12 protein-coding genes are annotated in these 16,308 nt (G+C 73.0%); 9 read left to right on the top strand and 3 right to left on the bottom strand.

Features of this window, described 5'->3' with window-relative positions; all coding sequences use genetic code 11:
- Positions 1–121: 121 nt before the first annotated feature.
- Positions 122–1,339, bottom strand: a complete 1,218-nt coding sequence (locus VT52_RS22410) for a glycosyltransferase family 39 protein (protein WP_046424153.1) — start codon at positions 1,337–1,339, stop codon at positions 122–124.
- A 257-nt stretch (positions 1,340–1,596) separates the two neighbouring features.
- On the opposite strand from VT52_RS22410, the gene VT52_RS22405 reads away from it, so the two are divergent.
- Together VT52_RS22405 and VT52_RS22400 are read left to right on the top strand one after the other, a co-directional pair.
- Positions 1,597–3,285, top strand: coding sequence for an MFS transporter (locus VT52_RS22405; RefSeq protein WP_046424151.1), 1,689 nt, complete (start codon positions 1,597–1,599; stop codon positions 3,283–3,285).
- Positions 3,286–3,374: 89 nt separating this feature from the next.
- Positions 3,375–4,559, top strand: a complete 1,185-nt coding sequence (locus tag VT52_RS22400) for an acyl-CoA dehydrogenase family protein (RefSeq protein WP_046424148.1) — start codon at positions 3,375–3,377, stop codon at positions 4,557–4,559.
- A gap of 36 nt (positions 4,560–4,595) precedes the next feature.
- Here VT52_RS22400 and VT52_RS22395 read toward each other — a convergent pair whose 3' ends face one another.
- Entirely contained in the window at positions 4,596–5,033 is a 438-nt protein-coding gene (locus VT52_RS22395; RefSeq protein WP_046424146.1) for a cell division protein SepF, read from the bottom strand.
- 271 nt (positions 5,034–5,304) lie between these two features.
- Between VT52_RS22395 and VT52_RS22390 the strand changes: the two genes are divergently transcribed.
- The 6 genes from VT52_RS22390 to VT52_RS22365 all read left to right on the top strand — a co-directional run bounded on the left by VT52_RS22390 (position 5,305) and on the right by VT52_RS22365 (position 15,320).
- Positions 5,305–6,483 carry a DUF5685 family protein gene (locus tag VT52_RS22390; protein WP_046424143.1) on the top strand — a complete coding sequence of 393 codons (1,179 nt, stop codon included), beginning with the start codon at positions 5,305–5,307 and terminating at the stop codon, positions 6,481–6,483.
- Between the two features lie 865 nt (positions 6,484–7,348).
- Positions 7,349–7,861: a hypothetical protein gene (locus VT52_RS37615; protein WP_143070902.1), complete on the top strand. Its 513-nt coding sequence runs from the start codon at positions 7,349–7,351 to the stop codon at positions 7,859–7,861.
- A gap of 426 nt (positions 7,862–8,287) precedes the next feature.
- Positions 8,288–9,187: a S1 family peptidase gene (locus tag VT52_RS22380; RefSeq protein ID WP_046424140.1), complete on the top strand. Its 900-nt coding sequence runs from the start codon at positions 8,288–8,290 to the stop codon at positions 9,185–9,187.
- Between the two features lie 352 nt (positions 9,188–9,539).
- Complete coding sequence (locus VT52_RS22375) at positions 9,540–10,622, top strand: S1 family peptidase (protein ID WP_079175199.1); 1,083 nt, start codon at positions 9,540–9,542, stop codon at positions 10,620–10,622.
- Between the two features lie 214 nt (positions 10,623–10,836).
- A complete protein-coding gene (locus VT52_RS22370) occupies positions 10,837–14,295 on the top strand; it encodes a DNA polymerase III subunit alpha (RefSeq protein WP_046424138.1) in 3,459 nt (1,152 codons plus the stop codon).
- Complete coding sequence (locus VT52_RS22365) at positions 14,292–15,320, top strand: DNA polymerase Y family protein (protein WP_046424136.1); 1,029 nt, start codon at positions 14,292–14,294, stop codon at positions 15,318–15,320. Before VT52_RS22370 ends, VT52_RS22365 begins: the two co-directional genes overlap by 4 nt.
- Here the strand turns inward: VT52_RS22365 and VT52_RS22360 are convergent.
- Positions 15,298–15,672, bottom strand: a complete 375-nt coding sequence (locus VT52_RS22360; protein WP_046424133.1) for a cupin domain-containing protein — start codon at positions 15,670–15,672, stop codon at positions 15,298–15,300. The genes VT52_RS22365 and VT52_RS22360 overlap by 23 nt on opposite strands.
- 146 nt (positions 15,673–15,818) lie before the next feature.
- On the opposite strand from VT52_RS22360, the gene VT52_RS22355 reads away from it, so the two are divergent.
- A complete protein-coding gene (locus VT52_RS22355) occupies positions 15,819–16,265 on the top strand; it encodes a MarR family winged helix-turn-helix transcriptional regulator (protein ID WP_046424131.1) in 447 nt (148 codons plus the stop codon).
- Positions 16,266–16,308 lie beyond the last annotated feature (43 nt).

Raw genomic sequence — 16,308 nt, 5'->3', positions numbered from 1 at the left:
GCGAGGCCGCCCTCTGTAATTCCTTTGATCATGCCGGTTGTTGTTTATATGGCACTTATAAATGCGTTGACCCGGCCCAGGGTCCCCATTCTCCGGGGCGTCGCCGGACCGCCGAAGTGGATCATGGAGGTCCCGAGCCGTTCAGCCAGAACGCCCCGTACACCGCGGAGACGATCGCCAACCCCACCGTGACCAGGGCGGACCGTGAGGTCCGCAGCCGGGCGAGCGCGGTGGCGAGGGGGAAGAGCACGGGGAAGGCGGGCAGCAGCAGCCGGGGCTTGGAGCCGAAGTAGCTCGACGCGCACAGCGCGAGCGCGAGCACGACACCGGTGTACACGAGCAGTGCGAGCGGCTGGCCCCTGCGGACGCCGGTGACGTACAGCCAAAGCAGCAGCGCGACGCCGACGATCAGGCCGACGCCCGCGAGCGCGCCGGGGAACGACGTGAACTTCCCGGCCACGAAGCACGCGAAGGCGTACCCGCCGTCGAACCCGTTGCGCCATCCGGCCTGGACGTCCAGATAGCCGAGCGGGCCCTCGCCGGTGCGATGACCCACCCACAGGACGTAACCGGCCGTGCCGAGCGGGGCGAGGAGCACCCCGAGGAGACGGCGGACGGTGGAATCCGAGGGGGCGCGTGTCCGCGACCGAGCGCCGTCCGCACGCGCCGCGCTTCGGTCCCGCACGAACGAGAGCGCGGCCGCGGCCCACACCGCCGCCACCACCGCGCCGCCCACCGGCCGGGTCAGCCCCGCGAGCGCCGCGAGCAGTCCCGCGCCCACCCACCGCCCGGTCAGCAGCGCGTACAGCGCCCAGGCCGCCAGCGCCGTGAACAGCGACTCGCTGTACGCCATCGACTGCACGGCCGCGACCGGCAGCACCGCCCACAGCAGTACGGCGCACACCCCGGCCCGGTGGCCGTACACCCGCTCGGCCACCGCGTAGATCCCCGCCGCCGCGGCCGCCGAGGCCACCAGGCTCACCACGAGGCCCGCGTACGCGTACGACAGCGGGGTGAGCGCGTGCAGCAGCCGCTCCAGCCAGGGCAGCAGCGGGAAGAACGCCAGGTTCGAGTGGACGTCGCCGTTCGGCAGCCGCACCTGGTAGCCGTAGCCCAGTTCGGCGACCCGCGTGTACCAGAGCGAGTCCCAGCGCGCGGTCAGCAGTGTCAGCGCGCTCGTGCCGCGCGCCGCGCTCCACACCCACAGCACCACCATGCCCAGGGCACGGACCGCCGCGTACGCCAGCACCGCCGGGGCCGCTCTGCGCAGCAGCGGGGCGGCGGGCGGGGCGTGGGGCGCGGCGTGGGGCGCGGCCACGCCGGTGCTGAGATCGGTCACGGGCTCGATTATCGACCGGACGGGGGAACGCGCCGGTCCCCGGGGAGCGGCCCGGCCGGTGCGACGTGGTGCACCCCACAGGGTTGCCGCGCCGGGGTGAGAGGTCCGCCACGCGGGGGCGCGGCGGACTCGCGTAGGCTGACGAGCCATTCCCGTGGGTTCAGCGGGGTCCGGGAACACCACTCCTTCCCGGCCGTACGACAAAGGGAGAGCCTGTCGCTCCGCCCCGCACGAGAGAACATCTGGGAGGTACGTACATGTCCGGGACGACCACGGCCGAGCTCCGGCCGAGCCGTCGGACGGCCGGGCCCGGTGCCAACCGCTGGGTCGTCCTCGTCGTCCTCTGCGCCAGCCTGCTGCTCGTCGCCCTCGACGCGACCGTGCTGCACGTGGCCGTCCCCGCGGTCAGCGAGGACCTGCGGCCCGGCGCCGTCCAGCTGCTCTGGATCGTCGACGTCTACCCGCTGGTCTGCGCCTCACTGCTGATCCTCTTCGGCACCCTCGGTGACCGCGTCGGACGCAGACGCGTGCTCCTGCTCGGCTACGGCCTGTTCGGCGTGGCCTCGGCGGTGGCCGCCTGCGCGCACACCGCCGAGGTGCTGATCCTCGCCCGCGCCCTGCTCGGCGTCGGCGGCGCCATGATCATGCCCGCGACCCTGTCGATCCTGCGCCAGGTCTTCCCGGACCGGCGCGAGCGCGCCCTCGCCATCGGCGTGTGGAGCGCGGTCGCCGCGGTCGGCGCGGCGGTCGGGCCGCTGCTCGGCGGCTTCCTGCTGGAGCACTTCTGGTGGGGCTCGGTCTTCCTGATCAACATCCCGCTGATGCTGATCAGCCTCCCCGTCGGACGGCTCCTGCTGCCCGAGTCCCGGGGCGGGGCCGACGGCCCCTGGGACGTGGCCGGCGCGCTGATGGCGGCCGCCGGCCTGTTCGGCGTCGTCCTCGGGGTGAAGCGGCTCGGCGGCGGCGAGAACCCCGTGAGCCCCTTCACCCTGCTGCCGCTGCTGGTCGGCGCGGCCCTCCTGGTCCTCTTCGTACGACGCCAGCGGCGGCTGCCGTATCCGCTGGTGGACCTGCGCATGTTCCGCAGGCAGGCCTTCAGCACCTCGGTGGGCTGCATCGTGCTGGCCATGCTCGCGCTGGTCGGCCTGGAGCTGATCGCCGCGCAGTACCTGCAACTGGTGCTCGGCCTGTCCCCGCTCGCCACCGGGCTGCGGCTGCTGCCCCTGACCGTGGCGGCGATGGCGGCCGGCCTGCTGGGCGCGCGCGTGCTGCGCCGGTTCGGGCCGCGCCGGATGGTGTGCACCGGCTTCTGCCTGACGGCGGCCGCCGTGCTGACCCTGACCGCGATGGGCGGCACCGACGACCCGCCGCTCATGCTGTCCGGCTTCGTGCTCCTCGGCTTCGGCCTGGAGACCACGCTGTTCGGCGCCTACGAGTCGATGCTCAGCGAGGCCCCCGCGGACCGGGCCGGCGGGGCGGCGGCGATCGGCGAGACGTCGTACCAGCTGGGCGCCGGCATCGGCATCGCGCTGCTCGGCAGTGTGATGAACGCCGCCTATACGCCCCGGCTGCATTCGGTCCCCGGGGTCTCGGCACCCGACGCGACCGCCGCCGGGCACTCGCTGGGCGAGGCCTACGACGTCGCCGACCGCCTCGGCGGCCAAACCGGCGCGGTGCTGCGCCGGGTGGCACGCGACTCCTTCGTGCACGGGCTGCACCTGACCCTGCTGGTGAGCGCGGGCCTGTTGCTGCTGGGCGCGGTGATGGCGCTGCGGCTGCCGCGGATCATGCAGTGCGCCGCGCGGACGGAGACCGGCCCGGCGGCGGACGCCGTGCCGCCCGCCGCGGAGCCGGGTGTCGCCGGGGTGCCCTCCCCGCGTGTCTCCGAGAAGCCGCGCACCTCCGCGAAGCCGCAGGTCCCCGGGAAGCCGCGGGTCTCCGCCTGACCCCTCTGGACGTGCGGGACACTGCGCCGTAACGTCGGCCGCACAGCCGTAACTAGCGCTGCTAGTTTTCAGTATCCGGAGGGTGTCCCATGTCCGCGAAGCTGCCCCCGTTCGACGCCGCCGACCCGCTCGGGATCGACGATCTGCTGGAGCCGGAGGACCTGGCGGTCCGGGACACCGTCCGCGGCTGGGCGGCCGACCGCGTGCTGCCGTACGTCGCCGACTGGTACGAGAAGGGCGAGCTGCCCCGAATCCGCGAGCTCGCCCTGGAGCTGGGCGGGATCGGCGCCCTCGGGATGTCCCTCACCGGGTACGGCTGCGCGGGCGCGTCGGCCGTGCAGTACGGACTGGCCTGTCTGGAACTGGAGGCGGCCGACTCCGGTATCCGCTCGCTGGTCTCCGTGCAGGGCTCCCTCGCCATGTACGCCATCCACCGCTTCGGCAGCGAGGAGCAGAAGCAGGAGTGGCTGCCCCGGATGGCCGCGGGCGAGGTGATCGGCTGCTTCGGCCTGACCGAGCCGGACCACGGCTCCGACCCCGCCTCGATGCGTACCCGTGCCGAGCGCGACGGCGGGGACTGGGTGCTCAACGGGCGCAAGATGTGGATCACCAACGGGTCGGTCGCCGGGGTGGCCGTCGTCTGGGCGCAGACCGAGGAGGGCGTCCGCGGCTTCGTCGTACCGACCGGCACGCCAGGTTTCTCGGCGCCCGAGATCAAGCACAAGTGGTCCCTGCGCGCCTCCGTCACCAGTGAACTCGTCCTGGACGACGTGCGGTTGCCCGCGAGCGCGGCGCTGCCGGAGGTCGTCGGGCTGCGCGGTCCGCTGAGCTGCCTCTCGCACGCCCGCTACGGCATCGTGTGGGGCGCGATGGGCGCCGCGCGCAGCAGCTTCGAGTCGGCCGTGGAGTACGCGAAGACCCGCGAGCAGTTCGGGCGGCCCATCGGCGGCTTCCAGCTCACCCAGGCCAAGCTCGCCGACATGGCGGTGGAACTGCACAAGGGGATCCTGCTCGCCCACCATCTGGGGCGGCGGATGGACGCCGGCCGGCTGCGCCCGGAGCAGGTCAGCTTCGGCAAGCTGAACAACGTCCGCGAGGCCATCGAGATCTGCCGTACGGCGCGGACGATCCTCGGCGCCAACGGGATCTCCCTCGAATACCCCGTGATGCGGCACGCGACCAACCTCGAATCGGTGCTCACCTACGAGGGCACCGTCGAGATGCACCAGCTGGTGCTGGGCAAGGCGCTCACCGGGCTCGACGCGTTCCGGTGAGCCACCGGATGGGCGGGGCCGGTGAGCGGCCCCGCCTCAGCTCTGGTTGAAGAATCCGTCCGTGCGGTGCGCGGACGCGTCACCACTGACGATCTCGGTGTCGGCCGGGGTCAGCAGGAACACCCGCGTGGAGACCCGGTCGATGGAGCCGCGCAGACCGAAGATCAGCCCCGCCGCGAAGTCCACGACGCGCTTGGCGTCGCCGGGCTCCATGCCGGTGAGGTTCATGATGACCGGGACCCCGTCCCGGAACAGCTCGCCGATGGCACGGGCGTCCCGGAAGCTGTCCGGGGTGACCGTGGCGATCCGCCGGCTCTTCTCCTCGGCCTTGTCCGCGGCCACCTGGACCCGGGGGTCGGTGACCCAGGCGTCCCCGGACGTGGTGCCCTCGGAGTAGTCGTCGTCGTAGTAGCGCTCGTCATCGTTGTCGTCGACGAGGCCGAGCCACGCACTCGCCTTGCGTACCGATCCCATGGACGCCTCCTCTCACAGCGGTCTCTCGTGCTTTCCGCACCTTCCCCTATGGTCATCCATGATGCTGACAACGCGCCAAGTGGATAGTCGCCGCACGGGGGGTTTGTGACGGTACTGGTGCACAGCCGATCCGTCGAGACTCCTTGTCCCCCAAGGGTTGTGACACGTACGGCTGCTGACTGTGAGTGAAATATGATGGTCGGCGGCGGATGGGTGACGCTCGGTGCGTCCGGGTGAAGCCGACGCCACCTCAACACACGGGGGAATCGCTGTGTTCGGAATAGTCAGGCCCTGCTCACATCGGCTGGGTGACCGCTTCAAGACCGAGTGGATGGCGCATCTGTGCGGTCTCTGCCTCGCGTTGCGCCGCGATCACGGGCAGCTCGCACGTGTCGTCACCAACTATGACGGTTTGCTGATCTCCGTGTTGACGGAGGCTCAGCTCGGCCCGAGCGAGGGCGGCCGGCGCACGGCGGGGCCGTGCGCGCTGCGCGGGATGCGGACGGCGTCCGTCGCGCAGGGCGAGGGCGCGCGGCTCGCGGCCGCCGTCTCCCTGGTGCTCGCCGCGGCGAAGGTCCGCGACCATGTCGCCGACCGGGACGGGCTGCTGGCCCGCAGGCCCGTGGCCGCCGCCGCCCGCAAGGTCGCGGCGGGCTGGGGCCGGGCCGGGGCGGCCGGCGGGGCGGCGGTCGGCTTCGACACCGGCATCCTGGTGGACGCCGTCGACCGGCAGCTCGGCATCGAGACGCTGGCCGGGCCCGGCACCCCGCTGCTGACCGTCACCGAACCCACGGAGACGGCCACCGCCGCCGCGTTCGCGCACACCGCGCGGCTTTCCGGCCGCCCCGGCAACGTGGCCCCGCTCGCCGAGGCCGGGCGGCTCTTCGGCCGGCTCGCGCATCTGCTGGACGCGGTGGAGGACCAGGAGGCCGACGCGGCCGGCGGCGCCTGGAACCCGCTCACCGCCACCGGCACCTCCCGCACCGAGGCCCGCAGGCTCGCCGACGACGCGGTGCACGGCATCCGACTCGCCTTGCGGGAAGCCGAGTTCAGCGACGGCGCGCTGGTCCATCTGCTGCTCGTGCACGAGCTGCGGCGCTCGGTGGACCGGGCGTTCGGTGCGACGGCCTGCGGGCACACGGGCGCGGAGGGCGCGTACACGCCGGGCGGCCCGGGGCCGCGGGGGCCGTACGTGCCGGGGCACCCGCACGGCAACCCCTACGGCGGCGGGCCGCAGGGCCCGGACAAGCGGGGTCTCTGGGCCGGTTGCGCCGCCGCCCTCGCCGTGTGCTGCACCTGCAAGGTGTGCTGCGCCGACGAGTTCGAGGGCCCGTGGTCGCGCAAGCGTCGTGAGGGCTGCTGCGCCTCCTGCGACTGCGACTGCGACTGGTCGTGCTGCGAGGCGCTGGAGTGCTGCGAGTGCTGCGAGTGCTGTGCCTGCGACTGCTGACCCGGGCACGGGCGGCTGACCCGGCTCGGCCCCGGGTCCTCGGAGGGGGGATTCCCGATGTGGTGGTCGCCGAGCCGGTCGTGCCCCTCCGGAGGCGAGGCCGGCGTCCGGGGGGTGGGACGCGTCCGTGGACGTCCGGCCCGGCCGCCGCGTGAACGTCGCTCCTATATAAGAGGATCGGCTATAAGAGGATCGGCTCCTGACCGTCATGGTCCGCGTCCGGCCGGCGCGCAGGAGCGCCGGCGCCCTCCCCGGGACACCGCCTCCCCGGGACACCGCCTTCCGGGACACCGCTCTCCGGGACACCGCCTTCCGGGACACCGCTCTCCGGGGCCGCCGCCGCGCTCGGCCCCTCCGGCTCCGGCGAGTCCGCGCCGCCCGGCCTGTTGCCGGACGCGCCCCGCGAGGAGCGGCCCCGGGCCGGTGGCTCGGGCGCCGTGGGGATGGACGCGGTCTCCGAGTACCCGCAGCCCGGAGGGCGATGCGGACGGAACAGCAGGCGTGCCGCGGCGGCACCGCCCGTGAAGTTCCCGTTCGGGTGGTGGCGCCGGACCGCCCGGTGGCTGCCGCCGGGGTGCGGGGGCCGGCGTCGGTCGGTCCGCCCCGCCGCCTCACCCCCTCCAGCCCGTCGATGCGAGCACCCGGGGTGTCCGGACCCTCGCCGCTCCGGTACGCGGACGCGGCCCTGGCCCGCGCCGCCGTCCCGGCGCGGGCCAACGCCGTGCGCGGGGATGCGCGGCACCGGGCGGCGGAGCCGGCGCGGGGGCCGGTGCGCCGCTGGTCCTGCTGAGTCCGCGGGCGGGCCCGGCCTCGGCGGCGGAGGTGCGCGGCCGGGGGAGACGAGGCCGCGAAGGGAGGGAAACGCATGGCGACCGACGTGTTCGGCGCATGGTGGCGATGGCGATGGCGATGGCGGGAGAAGCGGGAGGAGTCGGTCACCGCGCCGTGCGGGCCGCCCGCGTCGACCGGCACCCACGGGATCGAGGACCAGCCGGAGGAACGACTTCCGGACATTCCCGGGAATTGGACGGTGGATGGTAAAGGCATTGTGCTGACGGTCGCCGAGACCGGCGGATTCCAGGTGGGCCGCCGTCCCTTCGCCGGGGAGGTCCGGCCGGCCGCCGGTACCGGTACGGAGACCGCCGCCCGTGTCCCGCTCGGCGAGAAACGGCTGGTCGTCCCGGTGCGCGAGGGAGTCCCGGGGGCGCGGGGCCACGACCCCGGCACCGAGGCCCGCCGGGCCTCGCGGGGCATCGAGGCCGCCGCCCGCGGTCCCCGCCGGGTGGTGCCGGGCCGCTTCACGCCGTACGAAGCGCGGCGCGTCCCGCGGCTCGGTGACACGCTCGGCCGGGCCCGCGCATTCGCCCTCGCCCGGTGAACTCGCCTCCACTCCGGCCGGCCGGGAGCGGACGCCGGCCCCGGCGCGGCGCGACGAGGGCCCGCCGTGGGCGGTGTTCGCCGACGCCACCAGCGGCGACACCGGCGTCCGGTTCCGCTTCCGTCACCCGCGGGCGCCGGACGCGCGGGGCCGTACGGCCGTCGGATTCAACCGCGTCCGGCCGCCGTCCCGCGCCTCGAAGGCCATGTCCACACCAACGAAAGTCAAAGCACCGGCCGTTGGGCAAAGGAGGGCTAAAGTCCGACGGCCGAAAGGCACCCTTGTGCGTACCGGGCGGTCGGCCGAATACTCCCCCTCAGCGATTGTCAGGGACATGCATAACCGGAACCCGGCCGCACCCCTGACTGCGCCTCACCGGGCCCCGACCCCACGCGGGCCCCCGACTCCCCTTGGAGGGAACGAAAAGTGAGGATCAAGCGCACCACCGCCCCGAGTGGCCCGGCGAGACGTACCCGGCTGATCGCCGTGGCCGCGGGCTTCCTGGCCGCAGCGGCGTTCGCCGCCCCCACGGCGAACGCCAGCGATGCCCGCCCCTTCAGCGCCGCGCAGCTCACCCGGGCGAGCGACTCGGTGATGAAGGCGGACATCCCCGGCACCGCCTGGGCCGTCGACGCCAAGAACAACCACGTCGTCGTCACCGTCGACAACACGGTCTCCAAGGCCGAGATCGCCAAGATCAGGAAGCAGGCCGGCGCCGACGCGGGCGCGCTCACCGTCAAGCGCACGCCCGGTACGTTCAACAAGCTGATCAGCGGCGGCGACGCCATCTACGGCGGGCAGTACCGCTGTTCGCTCGGCTTCAACGTGCGCAGCGGAAGCACCTACTACTTCCTGACCGCCGGGCACTGCGGGCAGGTCGCCTCCACCTGGTACAGCAACTCCGGGCACACCACCGTGCTGGGCACCAACGTGGGCTACAGCTTCCCGGGCAATGACTTCGCTCTGGTCAGGTACACCAACTCCTCGATCGCGCACCCGAGCGCGGTCGGCAGCCAGACCATCTCCAGCGCGGCCACCCCGAGCGTGGGCCAGACCGTCTACCGGCGCGGCTCGACCACCGGTACGCACAGCGGCAAGGTCACCGCGCTCAACGCCACCGTCAACTACGGCGGTGGCGACATCGTCTCCGGCCTGATCCAGACCACGGTCTGCGCCGAGGGCGGCGACAGCGGCGGCCCGCTGTACAACGGGTCCGTCGCCTACGGCCTGACCTCCGGTGGCAGCGGTAACTGCACCTCCGGCGGTACGACCTTCTTCCAGCCGGTGACCGAGGCGCTCAGCTACTACGGCGTCACGCTCCCCTGACCGGAGCCGGCTTCGGCCGGCCGCTGTGAGCCCCCGCACATGTGCGTGTGTGCGGGGGCTTCTTCATGCCCGGCTTGTGAAGGAAGGGCGACGGCGGCGAATGAAACAAGCCATGCGTCGCCGTCACGTTCCGATGAGGGTCACTCGCCCGTAGTGTTTGCGCCCCGAAATTTCCTCGGTGGTGACGGTGAGTCATCTGTGAACGGGTGTGCGGATACCCTTCTCCGGCGCGTCCGGAACTCGGCCTTGTGTGTCCGCTGTGGGTTTCGGAAGAGTGGGCGCCCGTCAACCAGCCTTCCGGTCGTCGGGTCCCCACAACCCGGACGGCCGTCCCCCCACAGGAGGACATGAGTTGAAGCACCGACGCATACCCAGGCGCCGGCTCGTGATGGCCGGCGCGAGTGTCGCCGCGCTGGCCGCCGCGGGTGTCACCTTGCAGAATGCGAACGCCAGTGAGCCCGCGAAGCCCACTGTCCAGCTCCGGCCGCTGTCCGCTCCGGCGGCCGCGACGCTGGCCTCCGACCTGACCGCGCGCCTCGGTGCTGACACGGCGGGCAGCTACTACGACGCCAAGGCCCGAAGCCTTGTCGTGAACGTGCTCGACAGGACCGCCGCGAAGGCCGTGGAAGCCAAGGGAGCCAAGGCCAGGATCGTCACCCGCACCCTCGCCCAGCTCGACGGCGCCCGTACGACGCTGAAGAAGGACGCGACCATCCCGGGCACGTCCTGGTCCGTCGACCCGGTGTCGGACAAGGTCGTCGTCACGGCCGACAAGTCCGTCACCGGTGCCCGGTGGGACAGGCTGAGCAAGGTGGTCGACGGGCTCGGCGGCACGGCCGAACTCAAGCGGTTCCAGGGCGAGTACAAGCCCTTCGTCGCCGGCGGCGACGCCATCAACGGCTCGGGCGGGCGCTGCTCGCTCGGCTTCAACGTGGTCAAGGACGGGCAGCCGTACTTCCTGACCGCCGGGCACTGCACCGCGGACATCTCCACCTGGTCGGACGCGGACGGCGACGAGATCGGGCAGAACGCGGAGTCCCACTTCCCGGGCACCGACTTCGGCCTGGTCAAGTACACCTCTGACGCCGCCCACCCGAGCGAGGTCGACCTCTACGACGGCTCGACCCAGAAGATCACCGGCGCCGCCGAGGCCACGGTGGGCATGAAGGTCACGCGCAGCGGGTCCACCACCCATGTGCACGACGGCACGGTCACCGGTCTGAACGCCACCGTGAACTACCAGGAGGGCACGGTCAGCGGGCTCATCCAGACCGATGTCTGCGCCGAGCCGGGCGACAGCGGCGGCTCGCTGTTCTCCGGTGACAAGGCGATCGGTCTGACCTCCGGCGGCAGCGGCGACTGCACCTCCGGCGGGGAGACCTTCTTCCAGCCGGTCACCGCCGCCCTCTCCGCGACGGGCACCACCATCGGCTGACCCGGACACCACCCGGACGTCCCGCCCCGAATCCTCGGGGCGGGACGTCGTGGTTCTGGCCACTCCTCACTCCCTCCTGCTCTCGGTGAAGAATCACTCACTCGTTCGAATGAACTCGTCGACCTGCGTCGATGGAGCTAGAGTATTCGAACGGGCGTACGATGAACGTATCGGGCGTATGGCTGAAAAGGGGTGGATCGAGGGAGGTGTGGGCATGGCGGGCTTCGCTCATCTGCATGTCGCGTCCGGCTACTCCGCCCGCTACGGCGCCGCCCACCCGGAACAGCTGGTGCGCCGCGCGGCCGAGCGGGGCATGACGGCGCTCGCGCTGACCGACCGGGACACGGTCACCGGCGCGGTCCGATTCGCGCGGGCCTGTGCGAGGGAGGGGGTGCGCCCGGTCTTCGGCGTCGACCTCGCGGTGGAGGCCGTCGCCCCGCCGCCCCCCGGCCGGCGCCGCCGTGCCCCGGCGCGCGGCGGCGCCCATGTGATCGAGCCGCCGCTGCGCGTCGTGCTGCTCGCCCGGAACCGGGAGGGCTGGGCGCGGCTGTGCCGTATCACCTCGGCCGCCCACGCGGACGCCCTCGGCGGCCGGGCGCCCGTGGTGCCGTGGTCGGCGCTGCGGGAGCACGGCGGCCCCGGGCTGCTGGTCCTGCTCGGCCCCCTCTCGGAGCCGGCGCGGGCACTGTCGGCGGGCCGGGAGGATGTCGCGGTACGGCTGCTGGCACCGTGGCGCGAGGTGTTCGGGCGGGAGGTCCGGCTGGAGACGGTCGCGCAGAATCGTTTCGGCGCCGGTCCCGGCTCCCTCCGCCTCGCCGCCCGCACCCTGGCGCTGGCCGACCGCACCGGTACGACCGCCGTCCTCACCAACGCCGTCCGCTACGCCGACCCCGCCCAGCACCGCCTCGCCGACGTGCTGGACGCCGCCCGGCTGCTGCGGCCGATCGACCGGCGCCGCCTGGACAGCGGACAGCGCTGGCTCAAGGACGAGCGGGCGATGGAGGTCCTCGCGCGCATGATCGCCGAGTGCGCCGGAACCGATGGGCGGCGGGCCCGCCGGCTGCTCGCGGACACTGCCGCCACGGCCGCCGAGTGCGCCCTCGACCCCCGCGCCGACCTGGGCCTGGGCACCCCGCACTTCCCCGAGCCCGCGCTCTTCGGCGCCGGCCCCGGGGCGGACGGCGCCGCCCGGCTGCTGCGTCTGCGCTGCGCGGAGGGACTGGCCCGCCGGGGCCTCGACCGCGACCCGGCGGCGCTCGCCCGCCTCGACGAGGAACTCGCCGTGATCTCCCGGCTGCGTTACGACTCGTACTTCCTGGCCGTAGGCCAGGTCGTCGCCGACATCCGCGCCAAGGGCATCCGGGTCGCGGCCCGCGGCTCGGGCGCCGGCTCGCTGGTCTGCCACGCGCTGGGCATCGCCACCGCCAACCCGCTCGACCACCGCCTGCTGTTCGAACGGTTCCTCAGCGTCCGCCGGGCCTCGCTGCCCGACATCGACATCGACGTGGAGTCCGCGCGGCGCCTGGAGTGCTACGACGCGATCTTCGAACGGTTCGGCAGGGAGCGGGTCGCGGTCACCGCGATGCCCGAGACCTACCGGGCACGCCGGGCCCTGCGCGACACCGGCCTGGCCCTCGGTATCGCGCCCGCGGAGGTCGACCGGATCGCCAAGAGCTTCCCGCACCTGCGCGCCTCGGACATCACCGGCGCCCTCGCCGAACTGCCCGAACTGCGCCGACTGGCCGCCGAGGCGGGCCGGTTCGGGCCCCTGTGGGAGCTGGCCGAGGGACTCGACTCGCTGGTCCACGGCATGGCCATGCACCCCTGCGGTGTGGTCATCGGCGATGCCACCCTCCTGGACCGGCTGCCGGTGCAGCCCACCCCGCAGGGCGACTACCCGATGGCCATGGCCGCGAAGGAGGAGATCGAGGCGCTCGGCAACATCAAACTCGACGTCCTGGGCGTGCGGATGCAGTCCGCGATGGCCCACGCCGTCATGGAGATCGAACGGACCACCGGTGAGCGCATCGACCTGGACGACCCCGAACAGGTGCCGCTGGACGACGTGTTCGCGTTCAAGCTCATCCAGGAGAGCCAGACCCTCGGCCTGTTCCAGCTGGAGTCGCCCGGCCAGCAGGACCTGCTGTCCCGGCTCCAGCCGCGCAACCAGCAGGACGTCATCGCCGACATCAGCCTCTTCCGACCCGGCCCGGTCGCGGGCGGCATGCCCGAGCGGTACATCGCCGCCCGCCACGGCGGCACACCGGTCTACGCCCACCCGGACCTGGAGCCGGTGCTCGCCGACACCTACGGGGTGACCATCTGGCACGAGCAGATCATCGAGACGCTGGTGGTGCTGACCGGCTGCGACCCGGCCTTCGCCGAGGTCACCCGGCGGGCGCTCGGCGACAGGGAACGGCTGCCCGGGATCAGGGACTGGTTCCACCGGTGCTCCCGTGCGCGCGGCTACGGCACGGCGGTGCGGGAGGAGGTCTGGCGGACGATCGAGGCATTCGGGGCGTACGGCTTCTGCCGGGCGCACGCGGTCGCCTTCGCCGTACCGGCTCTGCAGAGCGCCTGGCTCAAGGCGCACCATCCGGCCTTCCTGCTGGCCGGACTGCTCGAACACGACCCCGGGATGTGGCCCAAGCGGGTGCTGGTCGCCGACGCGCGCCGGCGCGGGGTGCCGGTGCTGCCCGTCGACGTCAACCGGTCCGGGGCGCGGCACACCGTGGAGAAGACCGACGGGGACCGGTGGGGCGTGCGCCTCGCCCTGTCCGCCGTGCACGGCATGGGGGAGCAGGAGTGCGCACGGACCGAGGCGGGGCAGCCGTACGGATCGCTGTCCGACTTCTGGCAGCGGGCCCGGCCCAGCCGCCCGGTCGCCGAACGCCTCGCGGAGATCGGCGCCCTGAACTGTCTCCACGACGGCCGACTCACCCGACGCGATCTGCTGCTCCAGATCGCCGAGTTGCATCGGCAGTCCCGCAACCGCAACCGGACCGCAGGGTCGGGCCAGCTGCCCATCGACGCGGGCGCTGTCGGGGGAGCGGCGCCGAGTGGTCTGCCGGAGATGACCGGACGCGAGGCTCTGAGCGCCGAACTGAGCACTCTCGGCATCGACGTCTCCAAGCATCTGATGGAGCACCACCACCGACTCCTGCGCGAGATCGGTGCGACCGACGCGGCACACCTGGCCGGTATGCGCCCAGGTCAGCAGGTTCTCGTCGCCGGTGTACGGGCCTCGACCCAGACGCCGCCGATCGCCAGCGGCCGGCGCATCATCTTCGTCACCCTCGAGGACGGCTCCGGCCTGGTCGACCTGGCCTTCTTCGAGGACTCCCACCCGGCCTGCGCGCACACCGTCTTCCACAGCGGCCTGCTGCTGGTTCGCGGCACGGTCCAAGTGCGCGGCACCCGCCGCACCGTCGTCGGCACCATGGCCTGGGACCTGGACGAGATCGCCGCCGCCCGCCGCGACAACGGCCCCGGGGCCGCCCTCGCCCTCCTCGGCGCCGACCGCCCGCACCCGACCCCCGCCCAACCGCGGCGCACCCTGGTCAACGGCACCACCGGTGCCCGCCTCCACCCCTACGCCGACCTCCAGCCCGCCGGCACCCGTTCGGCCGACCTGAAGAAGTTCGGCCACACCAGCCCCGGGAGCGCGGGATGACCACACGCCGGCGGCACATCGCCCACCTCCATCTGCACACCTCACTGACAGAGGATCAGTACGGCGACATAATCGAACTGATGTCCGGTATCACGCCTCATGTCCAAGCGGTGCCGCCCAACGCTGTTCAACTCGACCTGACGTCGGCGCTCAGATACTTCGGCCTGTCTCCCTACGACGCCGTGCAGTTGGCGAAGCTCAGGCTGAAGGCTCTGTATGGCATCGACAGCAGCGCCGGGCTGGCGGGCAACCGCATGGTGGCGGCCATGGCGGCCGACGCGTCCACGCCGGGAGAAACCACCTGGGTCCCCGCCGAACGGGCCGCCGAATGGCTGTACCCCCGGCCGGTCGCCGCGCTGCCCGGGATCGGACGCGTCACGGCGACCACCCTCGGCAGGTACGGTCTGCACACCATCGGCCAGGTGGCCGACCTGCCACCGGTGACCCTGCAACGCCTCCTCGGCGTCGGCCAGGCACGACTGCTGTCCGAACGTGCCCGTGGGCGCGACCCCCGTCTGGTCACCCCGTCGGAACCGGCAGCGCACCTGGTCGCCGACCTCGTGTTCGACCGGGACTGTCTCGACCCGGCGCAACAGCACCGAGCCGTTCTGGGGCTTGCCGACCAGGTCGGTCAACGCCTGCGCGGCGAAGCCCGGATCACCGGCCGGCTCACCCTGACGGCGCGGTACGCCGACCACAGTTCCACCACGCGCACCCGCACATTGCCGGAACCCACCGATCACTCACCCGTCCTCGCCGCGGCGGCCCTCGGTGTGCTGTCATCCCTGGGTCTGCAACGGGCCCGGGTGCGCGCCTTCACGCTCCGCGCCGACCGGCTGCGCCCGGCCGCCGACGCCTGCCGGCAGCTCTCCCTGGACTCCGCCGACACCCGCGCCCGCGCCGCCGAGGCCGCCGCCGACCGGGCCCGCCGGCGCTTCGGGCCGGACGCGGTGCGGCCCGCGGCCACGGCGCGCCCGGTTCGTGACTCCCGTGGCCGCGGGGTCAGTTGGCCCATGGCGGGGTGATCCGGCTGCCGTCCGCCAGTTCGGCCGTGAGCCCGACGGAGGTGGTGACCCAGGAGATCGCCGTGTGCTCGGTCGGGTTCTCCACGCCCAGGTTCGAACCGGCGTTGACGATCACGGTGTCGCCCGCGCGCACGCGCTCCGTGCGGCCGTCGAGCGTGATCAGCAGCTCGCCGACGAGCAGGTGGAAGATCTCCTCGCGGCTGACGGTGTGGGCCGGGGCCCGGGTGCCGGCCGGTATCTCCCCGCGCCAGGCGCACAGTTCGCCGCTGCCGGTGAGCGGGGTGGCGTAGGAGACGAAGCGGGCGCCGTGGATCTCATGGGTCACGGCCTCGGGCGAGCGGACGACGGGCATGGCTGGGCTCTCCGTTCGGACGGGCGGTCAGGCGGGCCTGGGGCGCGCGGACTTCGGGAACGCGGGCCTTCGGTCCATATGATCAAGCAACTTGACTATATGGTCAGGCTGCTTGACCAATTCGTCAAGGGTGTTTCAATGCCCCCGTGCAGAACTCCAAAGCCATGGCCCTGTCCGCCGCCCTGCTCGCCGCCGCGGGTGAGCTCACGCAGCGCGTCCACGAGGGGGTCGTGGCGCGCGGCTTCGCCGATCTGCGGCCCGCGCACGGGTTCGCCTTCGCGCGCCTCGCGCCGGACGGGGCCACCGTCACCGAACTCGCCGCACATCTCGGGGTGACCAAGCAGGCGGCGAGCCAGCTGGTGGACGAGGTGGTGCGCAGGGGATACGCCGAGCGGCGGCCGCATCCGGGGGACGCGCGGGCGCGGCTGATCGTGCTGACCGAGCGAGGGTGGGCCTGCACCCGGGCCGCGGAGGAGGCGGCCGCCGAGGTGGTCGGCGGGTGGTGCGAGGTGCTGGGCGAGGCGCAGGTGATGGCGCTTTGGGAGAGTCTGGCGAAGGTCGCGCCCTGCGGGCCGGTGCGGCCCGCGTGGTGACGGCGCGTCGGCGGGGCGGCCGGGGCCGGAAGTTTTACTTGCG

This window comes from Streptomyces malaysiense (assembly GCF_000980885.2).
Taxonomy (GTDB): Bacteria; Actinomycetota; Actinomycetes; order Streptomycetales; family Streptomycetaceae; genus Streptomyces; species Streptomyces malaysiense.
Note: the sequence above shows the minus strand (reverse complement) of the source record. Positions and strands in the feature narration are given on the sequence as shown.

Coding starts and splice junctions, on each gene's coding strand:
- VT52_RS22405 (WP_046424151.1), top strand. CDS start 1,597: ATGTCCGGGACGACCACGGCCGAGCTCCGGCCGAGCCGTCGGACGGCC.
- VT52_RS22400 (WP_046424148.1), top strand. CDS start 3,375: ATGTCCGCGAAGCTGCCCCCGTTCGACGCCGCCGACCCGCTCGGGATC.
- VT52_RS22395 (WP_046424146.1), bottom strand. CDS start 5,033: ATGGGATCGGTACGCAAGGCGAGTGCGTGGCTCGGCCTCGTCGACGAC.
- VT52_RS37615 (WP_143070902.1), top strand. CDS start 7,349: ATGGCGACCGACGTGTTCGGCGCATGGTGGCGATGGCGATGGCGATGG.
- VT52_RS22370 (WP_046424138.1), top strand. CDS start 10,837: ATGGCGGGCTTCGCTCATCTGCATGTCGCGTCCGGCTACTCCGCCCGC.
- VT52_RS22365 (WP_046424136.1), top strand. CDS start 14,292: ATGACCACACGCCGGCGGCACATCGCCCACCTCCATCTGCACACCTCA.
- VT52_RS22360 (WP_046424133.1), bottom strand. CDS start 15,672: ATGCCCGTCGTCCGCTCGCCCGAGGCCGTGACCCATGAGATCCACGGC.